This window comes from Streptococcus sp. HMSC073A12, assembly GCF_001812815.1.
Taxonomy (GTDB): Bacteria; Bacillota; Bacilli; order Lactobacillales; family Streptococcaceae; genus Streptococcus; species Streptococcus vaginalis.
The window spans coordinates 1-16,767 of sequence record NZ_KV810530.1 but is presented as its reverse complement, the minus strand read 5'-3'; the positions used below and the strand labels follow the sequence as shown (position 1 = coordinate 16,767).

At 40.0% G+C, this 16,767-nt stretch carries 14 protein-coding genes, 2 pseudogenes and 1 other annotated feature; of the genes and pseudogenes, 14 read left to right on the top strand and 2 right to left on the bottom strand.

The window, feature by feature from the left end:
- Window positions 1-27: 27 nt before the first annotated feature.
- From HMPREF2876_RS02935 to HMPREF2876_RS02890, 10 genes and pseudogenes are all read left to right on the top strand, one after another.
- Entirely contained in the window at window positions 28-1,947 is a 1,920-nt protein-coding gene (locus HMPREF2876_RS02935) for a fructose-bisphosphatase class III (RefSeq protein WP_024051795.1), read from the top strand.
- Between the two features lie 112 nt (window positions 1,948-2,059).
- Window positions 2,060-3,202: a cysteine desulfurase family protein gene (locus HMPREF2876_RS02930; RefSeq protein WP_042753980.1), complete on the top strand. Its 1,143-nt coding sequence runs from the start codon at window positions 2,060-2,062 to the stop codon at window positions 3,200-3,202.
- 3 nt (window positions 3,203-3,205) lie between these two features.
- Entirely contained in the window at window positions 3,206-4,420 is a 1,215-nt protein-coding gene (gene thiI / locus HMPREF2876_RS02925; protein WP_024051793.1) for a tRNA uracil 4-sulfurtransferase ThiI, read from the top strand.
- Between the two features lie 135 nt (window positions 4,421-4,555).
- Window positions 4,556-4,627 (top strand) — a sequence feature (ribosomal protein L21 leader region).
- 34 nt (window positions 4,628-4,661) lie between these two features.
- Window positions 4,662-4,976, top strand: coding sequence for a 50S ribosomal protein L21 (gene rplU, locus HMPREF2876_RS02920; RefSeq protein ID WP_024051792.1), 315 nt, complete (start codon window positions 4,662-4,664; stop codon window positions 4,974-4,976).
- Between the two features lie 16 nt (window positions 4,977-4,992).
- Entirely contained in the window at window positions 4,993-5,337 is a 345-nt protein-coding gene (locus HMPREF2876_RS02915; RefSeq protein WP_003032850.1) for a ribosomal-processing cysteine protease Prp, read from the top strand.
- Between the two features lie 17 nt (window positions 5,338-5,354).
- On the top strand, window positions 5,355-5,648 hold the full coding sequence (gene rpmA / locus HMPREF2876_RS02910; RefSeq protein WP_003032879.1) for a 50S ribosomal protein L27: 294 nt from the start codon (window positions 5,355-5,357) through the stop codon (window positions 5,646-5,648).
- Between the two features lie 388 nt (window positions 5,649-6,036).
- Window positions 6,037-9,774, top strand: coding sequence for a mucin-binding protein (locus HMPREF2876_RS11050; protein ID WP_083306991.1), 3,738 nt, complete (start codon window positions 6,037-6,039; stop codon window positions 9,772-9,774).
- Window positions 9,775-9,966: 192 nt separating this feature from the next.
- Entirely contained in the window at window positions 9,967-10,272 is a 306-nt protein-coding gene (locus tag HMPREF2876_RS02900) for a rhodanese-like domain-containing protein (protein ID WP_070584143.1), read from the top strand.
- 22 nt (window positions 10,273-10,294) lie between these two features.
- Window positions 10,295-11,949 (top strand): annotated as a pseudogene (locus tag HMPREF2876_RS02895) (FAD-dependent oxidoreductase).
- Window positions 11,939-12,235, top strand: a pseudogene (locus HMPREF2876_RS02890) (rhodanese-like domain-containing protein). Before HMPREF2876_RS02895 ends, HMPREF2876_RS02890 begins: the two co-directional pseudogenes overlap by 11 nt.
- A gap of 135 nt (window positions 12,236-12,370) precedes the next feature.
- Here the strand turns inward: HMPREF2876_RS02890 and HMPREF2876_RS02885 are convergent.
- Window positions 12,371-12,859 carry a prolyl-tRNA synthetase associated domain-containing protein gene (locus HMPREF2876_RS02885; RefSeq protein ID WP_024051785.1) on the bottom strand — a complete coding sequence of 163 codons (489 nt, stop codon included), beginning with the start codon at window positions 12,857-12,859 and terminating at the stop codon, window positions 12,371-12,373.
- Between the two features lie 532 nt (window positions 12,860-13,391).
- Window positions 13,392-13,649 carry a metal-sensitive transcriptional regulator gene (locus HMPREF2876_RS02880; RefSeq protein WP_024051784.1) on the bottom strand — a complete coding sequence of 86 codons (258 nt, stop codon included), beginning with the start codon at window positions 13,647-13,649 and terminating at the stop codon, window positions 13,392-13,394.
- 172 nt (window positions 13,650-13,821) lie between these two features.
- Between HMPREF2876_RS02880 and HMPREF2876_RS02875 the strand changes: the two genes are divergently transcribed.
- The 4 genes from HMPREF2876_RS02875 to HMPREF2876_RS02860 all read left to right on the top strand — a co-directional run bounded on the left by HMPREF2876_RS02875 (window position 13,822) and on the right by HMPREF2876_RS02860 (window position 16,666).
- Window positions 13,822-14,262, top strand: a complete 441-nt coding sequence (locus HMPREF2876_RS02875) for a hypothetical protein (RefSeq protein ID WP_024051783.1) — start codon at window positions 13,822-13,824, stop codon at window positions 14,260-14,262.
- Between the two features lie 151 nt (window positions 14,263-14,413).
- The gene (locus tag HMPREF2876_RS02870) at window positions 14,414-15,322 is read left to right on the top strand and encodes a LysR family transcriptional regulator (RefSeq protein WP_024051782.1); all 909 of its coding nucleotides are present in this window, start codon (window positions 14,414-14,416) and stop codon (window positions 15,320-15,322) included.
- On the top strand, window positions 15,319-15,780 hold the full coding sequence (lspA, locus tag HMPREF2876_RS02865) for a signal peptidase II (protein ID WP_024051781.1): 462 nt from the start codon (window positions 15,319-15,321) through the stop codon (window positions 15,778-15,780). Before HMPREF2876_RS02870 ends, lspA begins: the two co-directional genes overlap by 4 nt.
- Window positions 15,770-16,666, top strand: a complete 897-nt coding sequence (locus tag HMPREF2876_RS02860; protein ID WP_024051780.1) for an RluA family pseudouridine synthase — start codon at window positions 15,770-15,772, stop codon at window positions 16,664-16,666. The genes lspA and HMPREF2876_RS02860 overlap by 11 nt, the downstream gene beginning before the upstream one ends.
- Window positions 16,667-16,767: the final 101 nt, after the last annotated feature.

Genomic DNA, 16,767 nt, shown 5'->3' with positions numbered 1-16,767 from the left:
GGTGCTGTATTTAAACGAGGTGAACGAATGGAACAATACAAACGAATTTTATTAAAAGAGTTTGATTCCAAGCAAAAAGTCATTACAGAGTTAATCAATCTGGAAGCTATTTTAAATTTGCCAAAAGGGACAGAATTGTATCTTAGCGATATTCACGGTGAGTTTGAGGCTTTTGACTACATCTTAAGAACCTGTGCGGGGAATCTGAATGAAAAAATCAATGACTGCTTTAGAGAGGATTTATCAAAATCGGAAAAAGACAAGCTGACCTTGTTAATTGCTTACCCTCAGGAAGTTTTGAGTGATGGTTTTCTTTATCCTTTGAAAGACAAGAGTTGGTATGGAGAAATTATTCAAAACTTGTTGACTTTGCTAACTTTTGTGGCAGCAAAATACACTCGTTCCAAAGTGAGAAAGGCGTTGCCACCACAATATGCTTATGTGATTGAAGAATTGCTCTATACAGATCGCAATCTGCCGGATAGCAATATTTATTTTGAAACGATTCAGAACTATTTGATTGATCTAGGCGAGGCAAGTCAGTTTATTTCGGCATTAGCAAAGGTCATTCGGCAGTTAATCATTGATCATCTTCACATAGTTGGTGATATTTTTGACCGTGGGGCAGCCGCAGATAAAGTAATGAATGAAATCATAGCTTATCATTCTGTTGATATTCAGTGGGGTAACCACGACATTATCTGGATGGGGGCTTTCTTCGGCTCAAAAGAATGTCTACTCATTCTCTTACGAATAGCTGCTAGGTACGGGTATCTTTACGATATTGAGCGAGCTTATGGTCTTAATCTAAGACCACTCGTCCTCTTTGCTGAAAAGACTTATTCGGAAAATGCAAAGTTCAAACCAAAATTAGGAAAAAGAAGCGATAGCTATTCTCCTAAAGAAATCCTCCAGCTGGAAAAGGTTCACCAAGCACTAGCAATCATTCAGTTTAAATTGGAAAATCAACTGATTAAAAGGCGACAGGAGTTTGATATGGCTCAACATCTTACTCTTGATAAGATTGATTATTGGGAAGAAAGTATTCTAGTTGGAGAAAAGAAGTATTTTTTAGCTAATACTTGCTTTCAAACAATCAATCCTCAACATCCAGATCAGCTGATAGCCGAGGAAGAAGAAGTGGTTGCTAGCTTGCTGGATTCTTTCCAACATTCTCTTCAGCTCAAGAACCACATCTCTTTTCTGATGAAGAAGGGCTCCATGTATAAGATTTATAATAATCATCTCCTATTTCATGGCTGTATTCCTCTAGAAGCGTCAGGAGAATTTCAACCCTTACAGATCAATGAAATCCGCTATGCTGGTAAAGAATTGCTCGACTTTTTTGAATACCATATTCGGGAAAGTTCTAAAAATCCAGAAATTCAGAACGATTTCTCAACGGATCTTATCTGGTACTGTTGGAATGGAAAACTATCTCCCTTGTTTGGCAAGGACAAGATGACCACCCTAGAACGTTATTTTATTGAGGATAAGGAAACGCACGTTGAAAAGGAAAATCCCTATTTCTCCTATCGGAATTCTGCTAAGATTTGCAAGTTGATTTTGGAAGAATTCGGTCTCTTTTCTGAAGATTCTAGGATTGTAAATGGGCATACACCTGTAAAAACATTGAAAGGCGAATCTCCAATCCGAGGAGAAGGCATGCTATTTGTCATTGACGGTGGGTTGTGTGAAGCCTATCAAAAGAAAACGGGTATTGCTGGTTATTCCTTGCTCAATAATTCATATGGTTTTCAAATTGTCACACACCAACCTTTTCAAAATGTGCAAAAAATGATTGAGAAGGCTGTGGATCTCTCATCCTTGAAGAAAGTGATTGAGCATGTCCGTGAGCGAACTTTGATAAAATCAACGACAATCGGGCAAAGCCTCATCGAACAACAACAGGAACTATCTGCTCTCTTGCATGAATTTTATGATTAACCTTTACGGCTCTCCAAGCCAAAACTTGGAGGGCCTTTTCATTTCAAGTTTTGCTGTTGTCCCCATTTCTTTTTCGTGTTACAATAGGAGTATTGAAATGGAGAGGTTTAAGATGATTTATTTTGACAATTCAGCAACAACCAAGCCTTACCCAGAGGCTTTGGCTAGCTATACAGAAGTTGCTTCTAAAATTTGGGGAAATCCTTCTAGTCTCCACAGTTTGGGCAATCAGGCGACCCGCTTGTTAGATGCATCTCGCAGGCAAATTGCGGAGCTTCTCGGTAAATCCTCTCAAGAGATTTTCTTTACGTCTGGCGGGACGGAAGGCGATAATTGGGTTATCAAGGGTGTGGCTTTTGAAAAAGCGCGTTATGGCAAGCATATCATTGTGTCTGCTATTGAGCATCCAGCAGTGAAAGAATCCGCTCTCTGGCTGATGCAGCAAGGCTTTGAAGTGGACTTTGCGCCTGTTGATAAAAAAGGTTTTGTAGATGTTGAAAAATTAGCTACCCTTATCCGATCGGATACGACTTTAATTTCAGTTATGGCGGTCAACAATGAAATCGGCTCTGTTCAACCAATTGCAGCTATTTCAGAACTTTTAGCGGACAAGCCAACTATTTCTTTTCATGTGGATGCGGTTCAAGCCATGGCCAAGATTCCAACGGAAAATTATTTAACTGATCGCGTAGACTTTGCAACATTTTCCAGTCATAAATTTCATGGCTTACGGGGTGTTGGTTTTGTCTATATCAAGTCTGGTAAGAAAATCAGTCCGCTGTTGAATGGTGGCGGTCAAGAATCAGACAAGCGTTCTACGACTGAAAATTTGGCGGGTATTGCAGCAACTGCAAAAGCCTTGCGCATATCTATGGAAAATTTGGAAACTTTCACCACACGAACCGCAAAAATGAAAGAGATTATCCTAGAAGAGCTAGCGAAATACCCTGATGTGACGATTTTTTCAGGAATAGATGAGTTTGCGCCCCATATCCTGACTTTTGGAATTAAAGGCGTACGAGGTGAAGTAGTGGTTCATGCTTTTGAAGAGTATGACATTTATATATCTACTACGAGTGCTTGTTCCTCTAAAGCTGGCAAACCAGCTGGAACATTAATAGCTATGGGTGTTGAAAAATCCCTAGCTCAAACGGCTGTGCGAATTAGTCTGGATGCCGATAATGACATGAGTCAGATTGAGCAATTCCTGACAACGTTTAAACTCATTTATGAAAAAACTAGAAAAGTAAGGTAAACAATGCAATATTCAGAAATTATGGTTCGTTACGGCGAGCTTTCAACCAAAGGAAAAAATCGCATGCGTTTTATTAACAAATTGAAACGCAATATGCAAGCAGTCCTCTCTGTTTACCCAGATGTGCATGTGAAAGCAGACCGAGATCGTGCACATGTCTATCTTCACGGAACGGACTATCAACCTGTTGCAGAATCGCTTAAACAAATTTTTGGGATTCAAAATTTCTCTCCGTCTTATAAGATTGAAAAATCAGTTCCTTCTTTGGTTGAAGCGGTGCAGACAATTATGAAAGAAATTTATAAAGAGGGGATGACTTTCAAGATTGCCAGCAAACGCAGTGACCACAATTTTGAATTGGATAGTCGTGAATTGAACCAGGCCTTGGGGAATGCGGTCTTTGATGCGATTCCACATGTTCAAGTCAAGATGAAAGCGCCAGATATTACACTGCAAGTAGAAATCCGCGAAGAAGCAGCCTATCTGTCCTATGAAACGATTCGTGGAGCAGGTGGTCTTCCTGTCGGAACATCTGGAAAAGGCATGCTGATGTTGTCGGGTGGGATTGATTCACCCGTTGCAGGCTATCTAGCTCTAAAACGCGGGGTGGATATTGAAGCGGTGCATTTTGCTAGCCCCCCTTATACAAGTCCCGGTGCTCTCAAAAAGGCGCAAGATTTGACGCGCAAATTAACCAAATTTGGTGGCAGTATTCAATTTATTGAAGTGCCATTCACGGAAATTCAAGAAGAAATTAAAGCAAAAGCACCAGAAGCTTATCTGATGACCCTAACTCGACGCTTTATGATGCGCATTACAGATCGCATTCGTGAAGAACGTGGTGGGCTCGTTATCATCAACGGAGAAAGTCTTGGTCAAGTTGCTAGCCAAACGCTAGAGAGTATGCAAGCGATTAATGCTGTCACCAACACTCCCATTATTCGCCCAGTTGTGACCATGGATAAGCTGGAAATCATTGACATTGCTGAAAAGATTGATACCTTTAATATCTCAATTCAGCCCTTTGAAGATTGCTGTACCATTTTTGCCCCAGATCGTCCGAAAACCAATCCAAAGATAAAAAATGCAGAGCAATACGAAGCACGTATGGATGTAGATGCTTTAGTGGAACGTGCTGTTGCTGGTATCATCATTACTGAAATTACACCAGAAGCAGAAACAGACGAGGTGGATGAAATGATTGAGGGATTGTTGTAATAAGAACGGATTTTGAGATTGGAAGTTATTCTGGGAAATTATTAAAAATTACTAAAAGCTACTGAGTTAGTCTTTTGATAAAAAATACTTGTCAAATAATTCTAGAAATGCTATACTTAGAGAGTTGACTATGCACAGCCTGTGCAACCGCTCGAACATCGTCATAAGTGGTTCGTCCCACGATGCTAGGCGAGTCTTCACAAAATTAGGGGAAACCCGTAAAATTCATAGGAGGTGCATAATGAGCACATACGCAATCATTAAAACTGGCGGCAAACAAGTTAAAGTTGAAGTTGGTCAAGCAATTTACGTTGAAAAATTAGACGTTGAAGCTGGTCAAGATGTAACATTTGACGAAGTTGTTCTTGTTGGTGGTGAAAACACTATTGTCGGAACTCCGCTTGTTTCTGGAGCTACTGTTGTTGGAACTGTTGAAAAACAAGGAAAACAAAAGAAAGTTGTTACTTACAAGTACAAACCTAAAAAAGGTAGCCATCGTAAACAAGGTCACCGTCAACCATATACTAAGGTTGTCATCAATGCAATCAACGCTTAATTTTTAAGGAGAGCACATGATACAAGCAGTCTTTGAACGAGCCGAGGATGGTGAGCTGAGGAGTGCAGAAATTACTGGACACGCCGAAAGTGGCGAATACGGCTTTGATGTCGTGTGTGCGTCGGTTTCTACGCTTGCCATAAATTTCATCAATTCGATTGAAAAATTCGCAGGCTATGAACCAATCTTAGAATTAAACGAAGAAGAAGGTGGATTCTTACGGGTAGAGATTCCTACAGATATTCCATCTCACCAAAGAGAAATGACTCAACTTTTCTTTGAATCATTCTTCTTGGGTATGGCAAACTTATCGGAGGACTCAGCTGAGTTCGTCCAGACAAGAGTTATCACAGAAAACTAACACGGAGGAAAAACATTATGTTGAAAATGAATCTTGCGAACCTGCAACTTTTCGCTCATAAAAAAGGTGGAGGTTCTACATCTAACGGACGTGATTCACAAGCAAAACGTCTTGGAGCTAAAGCAGCTGACGGACAAACTGTAACTGGTGGATCTATTCTTTACCGTCAACGCGGTACTCACATCTATCCAGGTGTCAACGTTGGACGCGGTGGAGATGACACTTTGTTTGCAAAAGTTGAAGGCGTTGTACGCTTTGAACGCAAAGGTCGCGATAAAAAACAAGTTTCTGTTTACCCAATTGCGAAATAAGAATTGAAAGTCCCTACCTCATGGTACGGGTCTTTCTTTTGGAAATGATAATTTGAAAACAACAAAAGAAATGTAGATAAAACGAACAATCTTCATCTCATTATAAGATAGCTGTAAACAATTTTGCAGCTATCTTTATTTTAAGTACATTTCACATGTGTTTTTTATGTATTTTAGTATCATATTAGTTGAATAATTACAGTTATCAAAGTATAATATATATTGTAGGTTTATTCAATTTTTAGGAATGGGTAATGGTTTTTTATTCTCAACTTTACCCATCAGATAAAAATTATATAGATATTTTACTATGGAAGGAATATACTAAGTTAAAAGTTTTAAACTTTATAATGGAAAACGTGATAAATTTTCTTTACGGAAGAAAAGCGTGGGTCTTGTTTCCGTTGCGATAGCCACTTTAGCAATGTATGGAATTGTGGGAGGAAGTCAGACGGTTCAAGCTGATGAGCAGAGTAGTATGAACAGTCAAGTTACTAGTGTTTCAGATTCATCAGAGAAAACGGAAACTGAAAAAGCTGTTGTTCCAACTCCAATATCAGAAGATGCTTCTTCAGTCAGTAGTTCTTCAGTATCAGAAAATGAAATAATGGATGCGGCTCAATCTGTTTCAGGACTTCAAAGCTCAAGTACAGAAAGCACGTTATCAGAAGATTCATCTCCATCAAGCAGCAATAGCTCATCAACGGAAGAAGAATCTTCTAAACCATCTCCAACTCCGTCTCAATCAGAAACAACTCCGAAGACAGAAGAAACGAATACAGCACCTCAAACAAGAGCAGCTCGCAGTCGCAGAAGTGTGACAGAAGCTCTTTCTCAGATTTCAGATTTCAAAGTGACTGTTACAACAAAAGATGGAACAACTATGAGTTCTGGGGATGAAAAAACTTTATCCAATCAAGAAATAGCATTTGAGCAAATTTATATGAAATTTACTCTGACTCAAGATGGGACTCTAAAGGCTGGTACAAAGATTCGCATTCCAGTTAAATTGGTAAACAATGCTTATAGAGCGTACTACTCTAATCTTGGTTCAGGAACAGAGGAACCAATAAACGGTGTTGGAACAATTAAATTTGAACATTCTGATCCAAATAATCTTGCTTATGTGATTACTTTAAATAATCAATTTGAAGGACAAAAAATTGTTGAAATTACTCAAAAAGCAGCAACTATTGGAAAATTTACAGCAAAATCAAGTTATGAAAATATTGTTTTAGAAATAAATGGGAATACATTTACGTTTAAACCTCAGCCTAGGACGTTTGAAAAAGCACAGGCTCCTTTTGCAGTTTATAATAGCGCTAGTAGTGATAAAGCTGATTCAATAAAATTAGGTACTTCAACTGGTGATGCTAACTATTATAATAATCTATTATCTAGCGATGGCAAAAATCCTGGACAAACAGGGATTCCTCAAGGAGATATCATTTCTATTTACCGTATAAAACCAGATAATGGATCGAAAATTATTAGTATCAAACCTGATCCGAAAAGATATACTTCTACCTTAGCTATTAGCGAAGATGGGAAGTATCTTGTTAAAGGAGATACTCCTAGCTCTATTAGTATAAAGTCAGATCCAGATAATAAGTTAATAGATCTACCTGCAAATTCAACAAATGATACTCTTCTTAAAGCATTAAAGCAAGCAGGCAAAAATTCTTCAGTTGTTATTGATAATGGAGATGGAACTTATACAGTTGCCATCAATTTAGGGAAAATGATAGGTGAGGGTGCAACTACCTATCATGAAATTTGGCCAACTGATGATTATGCTCAAATGGGAGATAAGTATCAGGAAATCAACAGAACAGAAGAAGTCAATAAAAAAGTTAGTGCTATTTTAAAGGATGCTAGTGTCATTCAAGGAACTGGACATTCAACACGAATTACTTTTGCAGATTCCTCAATTAAGAATACTATAACGAATGAGTCAAGAAGTTATAGTTATAACGTTGATGACAATGGTAATGTAACTAAGCTTAAAGAAGAAACGATTTCTGCCGCAACAACTCCATCAAATGCACGTGCAGAAGGTCAAAAAAAGATTACAATACACTATGTAGATACTACAGGTAAAGAAATAGAAACACAAGATTATCAATTTGGTTTCCCAGCAGGGGGGAGTGTTCCTAAATCACCAGATTATAAGGCTACTCCGAAAACGATTGCAGGATATACTCTTGTAACGACACAGAATCCTATTACTTCAATATCAGGAAAACAGCTTACTACTAGTCAGTCCATAGCTTTTGAAAATAACGATCAAGATTTTTACTATGTATACGCTGTAAATAAATCTAATGCAAAAGTAACGTATATTGATGATACTGATGGAAATAAAGTTCTTGAAACAAAAGAATTGACTGGCGACTACAACACTACTGATTCATATAGAACAACCGAAACTATTAAAAAGTATACAGATCAAAATTATGAACTGGTTAAAGATGAGTATCCACCAACAGGTGTAAAATATAATGATAAACTTCAAACATTTGAGGTTCATTTAAAACATAAGACAAAAACTGAAACTCAAAAGAGAACTGTCAAAGAGACTATCAGATATGTCTATGAAAATGGTACAGAAGCAAAACCAACCTATGTTGCTACATTAGATTTCACTAGAACAGCAACAACTGACCTTGTTACAAATGTTACAACTGGTGATTGGACAGCGGAAAATGGAACAAGTTTTGTGGCCGTAACATCACCAACAATCAAAGGTTACACTCCAGATTTGGCGGAGGTTCCAGCAGTTGACAATATTACGGCTAACAGTTACAATATCGAAAAGACAGTTGTTTACAAAGCTAATCCAGCTAGTGCAAAGGTAACTTATATCGATGACACAACAGGAGAAACGCTTGAAACGAAGAATCTGAATGGACGTTATGGGCGGACTGATCCTTATCGAACAGCTGAAACCATTAAGACGTATACTGATCGAAATTATGAACTCGTTTCAGATGGTTATCCAGCAACTGGTGTAACCTATAATGAAAATCTTCAAACCTTTGAAGTTCATCTACGTCATAAGATGGATTTAGTTGAAGACAGAAGGACTGTCTATGAGACCATCAAGTATGTTTACGAAGATAACACAGAGGCAGCGGATACGACGGTTCAGATTCTGGACTTTGTCCGGCTTATCAAAAAGGATCTGGTGACTAATAAGATTGTCCGTAAGTATTCTTGGATCCCGTCTACCAGAACCTTCCCAGAGGTAGTTTCTCCAAAGGTTGATGGTTATACACCAGATAAGGCAACTGTAGCAGCCGTTGAACAGATTACGGGAGATAGCGCAGATATTGAAGAAACGGTTACCTATAAAGCAGATAAGCAAAAAGTAACCTATACCATCATTGACGACACTGCTCAAAAAACGCTGAAAGATAAGGAAGTACTTACCAGCGGAGGCTCTGATACTCCTCTTTCAGCTAGTGCCCGAGAAAAATATGATTTAATGGTGAATGCTTATCTAGCTCAAGGTTATGAATTGGTTTCGAAAGACCAGCTTCCAGCTAAGTTTGACCTTGACAGTAGCCACGATCAAAATGTAGTTGTTCACTTGAAGCATGGTATCACTGATATCCAAGAAAGCAAGGATGTAAACTTGACTGTTCGTTACCACGGTGCCGGTGACCAGACACCAGAAGACAAGGTGCAAACAGCGACTTGGACTCGTACAGTAACCAAAGATAAAATCACAGGCACAGAAGTTTCTGCCACAGCTTGGACAAGCGATAAAGCCAACTATGATGCTGTGCCATCACCAGTGATTCCGGGCTACAGTGTTGACATTGAGACGGTTCCATCAGAAGCCGTTACTCAAGAAAACATTGTCAAAGATGTGCATTACACTGCGAATCCAGTGACTCCAGACAAGCCAACACCTCCAGTAGTTCCGTCAGTCTCGGACAAACCAGCACCTCCAACTTTGACGGTTGTACAAACACCTCCGACCAAACTAGCTCCAGCGAAAGAAAAGTTTTTGCCAAGCACAGGTGATGTACAAGATGGTTCAACTTTTACAATGCTGACAGGTATCGGTTTACTTTTATCAGCTTTGGGTTTAGTTGGTCGTTGTAAAAAAGAGGATTGATGAACCTTTTGTAAACATATAAAAGTGATCTAAAGGTTGAATCATTCGATAGAAAGGATAAGCTTCACAAGCAACCTAATGTGGTTGATTTGTGGGGCTTCTTTTTTTATAAAAATATTGAAACAAGATTCTTGACAAAAGAAAAAGCTTCATGGTTTAATATACCCCGCAAGGGTATAAACGGAGGTGCTTATGTTTCACTTATTTACGAAAATAGATAGTATTTCTACAAGTGAATTGGAACAAAAATTAAAAGAGAAGATTCAACTGCTAGATGTACGAACACCGTCTGAATATCGGCGTGGTCATATCAAAGGCGCAAAGAATGTCCCACTCAATGAAATCGCAAGATACACGCTAGCAACAAATGAAACACTGTATGTCATTTGCCATTCCGATGTGCGGAGCAAAATGGCAGCCAAAAAGCTAAAGAAAAAAGGCTACGATGTTGTCAATGTTCAAGGCGGTATGAGTGCTTGGACCGGAAAAGTTGTTTAAAAGTGATAAAGGAGGAAGTTGAATGAAAATTATCATTGTTGGTGGAGTTGCAGGTGGAATGTCTGCAGCGACGCGTTTAAGACGGCTAAAAGAAGACGCTGAGATTATTATTTTTGAAAAGGGACCATTCGTTTCCTTTGCGAACTGTGGTCTGCCTTACTATGTTTCTGGAGAAATTGCTAATCGGGAAGATTTGTTAGTGCAAACGCCTGAGAGTTTAAAGGCACGCTTTCATCTAGATGTTCGTCCTTTTCATGAAGTGACGGCTATCTCACCAGATCAACATACAGTGACGGTTCGGCATGATGGAAAAGAGTTTACAGAGAGTTACGACAGGCTGATTTTGTCTCCGGGAGCAAAGCCTTTTGTGCCTCCGATTGACGGTTTGGAAACAGCCGAAAACACCTATACTTTGCGCAATGTTCCTGACCTAGATGAGATTATGTTAGCTTTGGAGAAACAGCCAAAAGAAGCTGTGGTGATTGGGGCCGGATTCATTGGTCTTGAAATGGCAGAAAATCTTCGGAGGCGCGGTTTGAAGGTGACGATTGTTGAAAAAGCACCGCATGTTTTGCCACCGCTTGATGAAGAAATGGCTGCTTTTGTTCAAGCTGAATTGTTGAAAAACGGTATTCAAGTAATTACTTCTCAGTCTGCTACGCGGTTTGAGGACAAGGGAAAGGTCATTGTACTGGAGAATGGGCAAAAAATTGTTTCTGATGTGACCATTTTATCTGTCGGGGTGCAACCGGAGAATGCTTTGGCACAGGCAGCAGGTATTGAACTGGGACTGCGTGGCGGTATCTTAGTCAATGAGCGTTACGAAACCAATCAACCTGATATTTATGCAGTCGGTGATGCGATTGTGGTTAAGCAAGAGATTACAGGAGAAGACGCGCTGATTTCATTGGCTTCGCTTGCCAATCGTCAAGGTCGCCAAGTGGCGGACGTGATTGCTGGGGTAGCTTGCAAGAATAAAGGTAGCATTGGTACAGCTATCGTTCGGGCATTTGACATGACGGCTGCTTCGACAGGGTTGAGCGAGCGCATTCTTCGTATGAATGGCCTGCCTTATCAAGTTATTCATGTCAGTGGTAAGGATCATGCTGGCTACTATCCGGGTGCGACTGATGTGACCTTGAAACTCCTCTTTGAGCCAACAAGTGGCAAAATTTATGGTGCACAAGGTGTTGGGAAAAAAGGCGTTGATAAGCGGATTGATATTTTGGCAACGGCTATCAAAGGTAATCTAACCATTTTTGACTTGCCAGAGTTGGAATTACCTATGCGCCACCGTTTGGCTCTGCTAAAGATCCGGTCAATATGCTGGGATATGCAGCCTTAAACTTAGTAGAAGGTTTGAGCGACAATATCCAGTGGTATGAATTGGAAGATGAACTAGCTGCTGGTAAGAAGTTCCTAGATGTGCGGACGGCCAGTGAGCTTCAACAAGGTCGTTTGAAAGTGGATACGGTTCACATTCCTTTAAATGAATTGCGTGAGCGTTTAGGAGAGCTAGACAAGTCGCAGGACTACATCGTGAGCTGTCATAGTGGACTTCGCAGCTATATTGCCGAGCGCATTCTTAAACAAGCAGGATTTTCTGTTAAGAACCTAGACGGCGCTTTTGCCTTGTATAAAATGGTGAAACCAGAGGGAGTAGAATATGGAAATTAATATCACTATGTCTGAATTTTATAAGAAATACCAAGCAGAAAAGCTGTCCATTATTGATGTGCGAGAGGTTTATGAGTTCGTGTCAGGGCACGTTCCGACAGCACAAAATCTGCCATTAAGCACTTTTGAGACGGGCTACAAACAACTGAGCCAGCAGGAGAAATACTATGTCATCTGTTAATCTGGTGCACGTTCTGCGGCTGCGTGTCAGTTTTTAAGTGCGCAAGGATTTGATGTAACCAATGTAGCTGGGGGCATGAATTTCTGGCATGGCGAGGTGGAATAAGGAAAGAGAAAATAAACTGAATAAAAACCTTTCAAAAATAGTAAAAAGCTTAAAATCAAGTTATCAAAAACGTTGATTTTAAGCTTTTTCTTGTTCATTGCTTCATTTTGACTAGAAATTGAGTTTTTGTCCAACCTATAACTCAATAATATGTGGATCATAACCAATAGCTTCTAGGAATTTGAGTAAGTCCGTTGTGTCTAAAAAGAGTGTTTTTTCATTGGTATTGGGGTGAAAACTCATTCGTTTTTCCGACATGATTTCTTTGTCAAAATAAACTTGAATGTCTTTGTCGGCATTGTTTAACAATCCAAATGGAGAAACAACACCTGCTGGCAACATCATTTTTTCAAACAGACTGTCAGCGGATGCCATGCGGATTCTATTGGCTTTTACCAGTTCTTTAAACAAGTCCATGTCCAAGCGTTTTTTGTCGTCCATAATGAGCAAGTAGTAGGCGGTTTTCTTCTTGTTAGTGAGAAACATCGTTTTGGTGCGGACGCCTTCAATGCCTTCGATAAAGCTGTCTGCCTGCTCGGTCGTAAGTGCCGGTTCGTGTTCCACGATTTCAAATGGAATGTTTAACTTGTTTAAGGTTTCTTCTACTTTTGCGTATAAGTCCATTTTACTTGCCTCCTTTGATTTGTTTTATTACTCTTATTATACCATATTGAGGAGGACTTTTCTTTCAATGGTTGGCAACCTGCCCCCAAAAGCAGTTCATTCCGTCGACTGGGTCGCTAGTCTGTCCCAAAAGCAGTCCACTCCGTCGACCGGGTCGCTAGTCTGTCCTAAAAGCAGTTCACCTCGTCGACCGGGTCGATAATCTGTCCTAAAAGTAATTCACTCCGTCCGCCGGGCTGACAGCTTGCCTAGAAACAAGTTTGCTCTGTCCGTCGGGCTGACGACTTGCCTAGAAATAAGTTCACTCCGTCCGCCGAGCGGATGGTTTGCTTAGAAACAAGTTTGCTCTGTCCGCCGGGCTGACGACTTGCCTAGAAACAGGTTCACTTTGTCCGCTGGGCGACCACTCCTTTAAGAGCTGCTTTTGCCCATTGTGCAGTTCTATTTTTCTAAAAAAGTAATAGTTGGAATCATCTCTTATATTGTGTACCGTAAATAAACAAACCTCAGCAGTTTTCGTCGCCTGCTGAGGTTATTTTCGTTTGATAAGGTATTGGACGGCTTTTTCTAGTCGCTCTTTTTGAGCTTCGGGATCGTCTAAAGGGTGGTCGAGACATTCGGTGAGATTTTCGGTAATCATCAACTCAATGACCCGCTCGACACTAGAGCGCACAGCGGTTAATTGGGTGATAATGTCCGAACAGTCACGCTCTTCTCCTATCATTTTTTGAATGCCGCGCAGTTGTCCTTCAGAGCGTTTCAGCCGCGTAATAAGCTTTGAATTTGCCATGTCCTTGTCCTCTGTTTATTTTTTTACATTATATCTTGAATAGACCTCTTTGTCAAAGTTCTCGCTCTTTCTTTATGATATAATGGGGAGGTATGATGTGAATGGTTTGTGTCAAACTTGGATGTTCACCATGATAGAAGCCGTCTATGTCGGTCAGTAACAGGAGGGAAACATGTGTCAAGAATGTTATTCTAGGGAAAGTAGAAGAACGCCTTTACTGAATCCTTTGGATTGTTTGCAACACCACAGGCAGTATATTTGCGGAACATGTGGGCGGTGTATCTGCATTGAAAAAGACCCAAAGAGAGGATTGCAAAGGTGGCATTTTCCGTTTAAATCCTTAGAAATCTCAAAGCTATACTTGCGAACCGCTGATTATACGATGAAAAAGCCATGCGGTATTTATGAAATAGAAAATAGCAAGGGAAGGCTGTCTTATAAAATTTTTGCGGCAAAAGAAGATTTACAAATATTTTTAAAAAAGAATAAGGATAAAACATGCCCATTGCTGACACCTGTTTTTACCGTTCATGAATACAAAGAGTATCCCAATACAGAAGTGCGAAAATTGACAGCTGATGAGATAAGCCACTACATGAGTGAAAGAACTTGAATGTCACTTGTAGCAGCCAAAAACAACTTGTTTTATCTGCTTTATTAGGAAGATATGAAAGAAGCGACGACTGGATTTCATGGGTGTATGAAGGTTTAGTTATGCCTTGATTTATGGTATAATGATAAAACACTTGAAAGAGGATAAAAGGATGAATATTCAACAACTGCGCTATGTTGTAGCCATTGCCAATAGTGGCACCTTTCGTGAAGCCGCTGAGAAAATGTATGTCAGCCAGCCTAGTTTGTCCATTGCGGTTCGAGAATTAGAAAAAGAACTGGGTTTTAAAGTATTTCGCAGAACGAGTAGCGGTACATTTCTGACACGTCGAGGGATGGAATTTTACGAAAAAGCTCAAGAATTGGTTAAAGGATTTGATGTCTTTCAAAATCAGTATGCCAATCCAGAGGAAGAAAAAGCAGAATTTTCCATTGCGAGCCAGCATTATGATTTCTTGCCGCCTCTGATAACAGAATTTGCTAAACGCTATCCAAAAGGTAAGAATTTCCGAATTTTTGAATCTACAACGGTGCAGATTTTAAACGAAGTTGCACAAGGACACAGCGAGATTGGCATTATCTATCTGAACAATCAAAATACCAAGGGAATGATGCAGCGGATGGATAAATTGGGGCTGGAAGTGGTAGATTTGATTCCTTTTCAGACACACATTTATCTGCGGGCGGATCACCCCTTAGCTGGGAAAGAGGAGCTTACTATGGAAGATTTGGCAGATTTGCCGACGGTTCGTTTTACACAGGAAAAGGACGAATATCTCTATTATTCAGAGAATTTCGTGGACACCAGCGCCAGTTCGCAGATGTTTAATGTGATGGATCGTGCCACTTTAAATGGTATTTTAGAGCGGACAGATGCTTATGCAACAGGATCTGGATTTTTGGATAGTAATAGCGTAAACGGCATTACGGTGATTCGATTACAAGACAACTTGGAAAATCGCATGGTTTATGTTAAACGCGAAGAAGTAGAGCTTTCACCAGTCGGTGCAGCTTTTGTTGCTGTTATGGAAGAATATTTTGCAAAAAGAGGTAAAAAATGAAACGAAAAGTGACCGTGCCGATTGTGATTGTGGCTTTGATTGCGCTGGATCAATGGGTCAAGTTTGAAATTGTCAAAAACATTCAATTAGGCGGAGTGAAGCCTTTCATTCCAAAGATTTTGAGTTTGACTTATTTGCGAAATACAGGAGCGGCATTTTCAATTCTGGAGAACCAGCAATGGTTGTTTGCGGTAATTACTTTAGTGGTGATTGGCGCTGCTATCTGGTATTTGAGCAAGCACATCAAAGGTTCTGTCTGGCTGCTGTCTGCTTTGAGTTTAATTATTGCAGGTGGAATTGGAAATTTTATTGACCGCATGCGCCAAGGTTTTGTTGTGGATATGTTTCAGCTTGATTTTATCAATTTTGCAATTTTTAATGTTGCGGATAGTTATCTGACGATTGGTGTGCTTGTACTGATAGTGATGATGTTAAAGGAAGAGGGCAATGCAAGTTAAAGTAGAGATTGGCGGTGTACGGTTGGACAAGGCGGTTGCTGATTTGACACCATTATCCCGCAGCCATGCCAATGAACAAATCAAAAATGGGCAAATCTTAGTCAACGGGCAAGTCAAGAAAGCAAAGTATGCTGTCAAGGCAGGTGATGTGATTACTTATGAATTGTCCGAACCAGAAGCGCTGGAGTATGTTGCAGAAAATCTGCCGCTAGATATTGTTTATCAGGATGAAGATGTCGCAGTGGTGAACAAGGCTCAAGGTATGGTGGTGCATCCAAGTGCGGGGCATACGAGCGGAACACTGGTCAATGCGCTGATGTACCATATCAAGGATTTGTCCGGTATCAATGGTGTTTTGCGCCCTGGAATTGTCCATCGGATTGACAAAGATACATCAGGATTGTTGATGATTGCCAAGAACGATGATGCGCATATCAAGCTTGCTAAGGAATTAAAAGATAAAAAATCCCTGCGGAAGTATTGGGCTATTGTGCATGGTAATCTGCCGAATGACAGAGGCGTTATTGAAGCACCGATTGGACGCAGTGAAAAAGATAGAAAAAAACAAGCTGTAACGGCAAAAGGAAAGCCAGCTGTTACACGTTTCCATGTTTTAGAACGTTTTGGCAATTATACGCTGGTGGAGTTGCAACTGGAAACAGGTCGTACACATCAAATTCGTGTGCACATGGCTTATATTGGTCACCCAGTGGCAGGTGATGAAGTATATGGACCACGTAAAACGCTAAAAGGGCACGGTCAATTTTTACATGCCAGAACGCTTGGATTTACTCATCCTAAGACGGCAGAAGTCATGGAATTTACAGCAGAAGCGCCAGCTATTTTCCAAGAAACACTAGAGAAATTGAGAAAAGGAATGGAGTGAGAGAATATCTCTTTCTGCTTCATTTCTTTTTTATTTTGCTCGAAATTTTGATATAATAATGTTATATTACCCGTGGTGCTATTTAATTTCAAAATACTATA

What these genes read in the sequence shown, in the direction of transcription:
- rplU (WP_024051792.1), top strand. Translation starts at nt 4,662, where the DNA reads ATGAGCACATACGCAATCATTAAAACTGGCGGCAAACAAGTTAAAGTT.
- HMPREF2876_RS02875 (WP_024051783.1), top strand. Translation starts at nt 13,822, where the DNA reads ATGTGTCAAGAATGTTATTCTAGGGAAAGTAGAAGAACGCCTTTACTG.
- HMPREF2876_RS02935 (WP_024051795.1), top strand. Translation starts at nt 28, where the DNA reads ATGGAACAATACAAACGAATTTTATTAAAAGAGTTTGATTCCAAGCAA.
- lspA (WP_024051781.1), top strand. Translation starts at nt 15,319, where the DNA reads ATGAAACGAAAAGTGACCGTGCCGATTGTGATTGTGGCTTTGATTGCG.
- HMPREF2876_RS02900 (WP_070584143.1), top strand. Translation starts at nt 9,967, where the DNA reads ATGTTTCACTTATTTACGAAAATAGATAGTATTTCTACAAGTGAATTG.
- HMPREF2876_RS02930 (WP_042753980.1), top strand. Translation starts at nt 2,060, where the DNA reads ATGATTTATTTTGACAATTCAGCAACAACCAAGCCTTACCCAGAGGCT.
- thiI (WP_024051793.1), top strand. Translation starts at nt 3,206, where the DNA reads ATGCAATATTCAGAAATTATGGTTCGTTACGGCGAGCTTTCAACCAAA.
- HMPREF2876_RS02880 (WP_024051784.1), bottom strand. Translation starts at nt 13,649, where the DNA reads ATGGCAAATTCAAAGCTTATTACGCGGCTGAAACGCTCTGAAGGACAA.
- HMPREF2876_RS02885 (WP_024051785.1), bottom strand. Translation starts at nt 12,859, where the DNA reads ATGGACTTATACGCAAAAGTAGAAGAAACCTTAAACAAGTTAAACATT.
- HMPREF2876_RS02915 (WP_003032850.1), top strand. Translation starts at nt 4,993, where the DNA reads ATGATACAAGCAGTCTTTGAACGAGCCGAGGATGGTGAGCTGAGGAGT.
- rpmA (WP_003032879.1), top strand. Translation starts at nt 5,355, where the DNA reads ATGTTGAAAATGAATCTTGCGAACCTGCAACTTTTCGCTCATAAAAAA.
- HMPREF2876_RS02860 (WP_024051780.1), top strand. Translation starts at nt 15,770, where the DNA reads ATGCAAGTTAAAGTAGAGATTGGCGGTGTACGGTTGGACAAGGCGGTT.
- HMPREF2876_RS02870 (WP_024051782.1), top strand. Translation starts at nt 14,414, where the DNA reads ATGAATATTCAACAACTGCGCTATGTTGTAGCCATTGCCAATAGTGGC.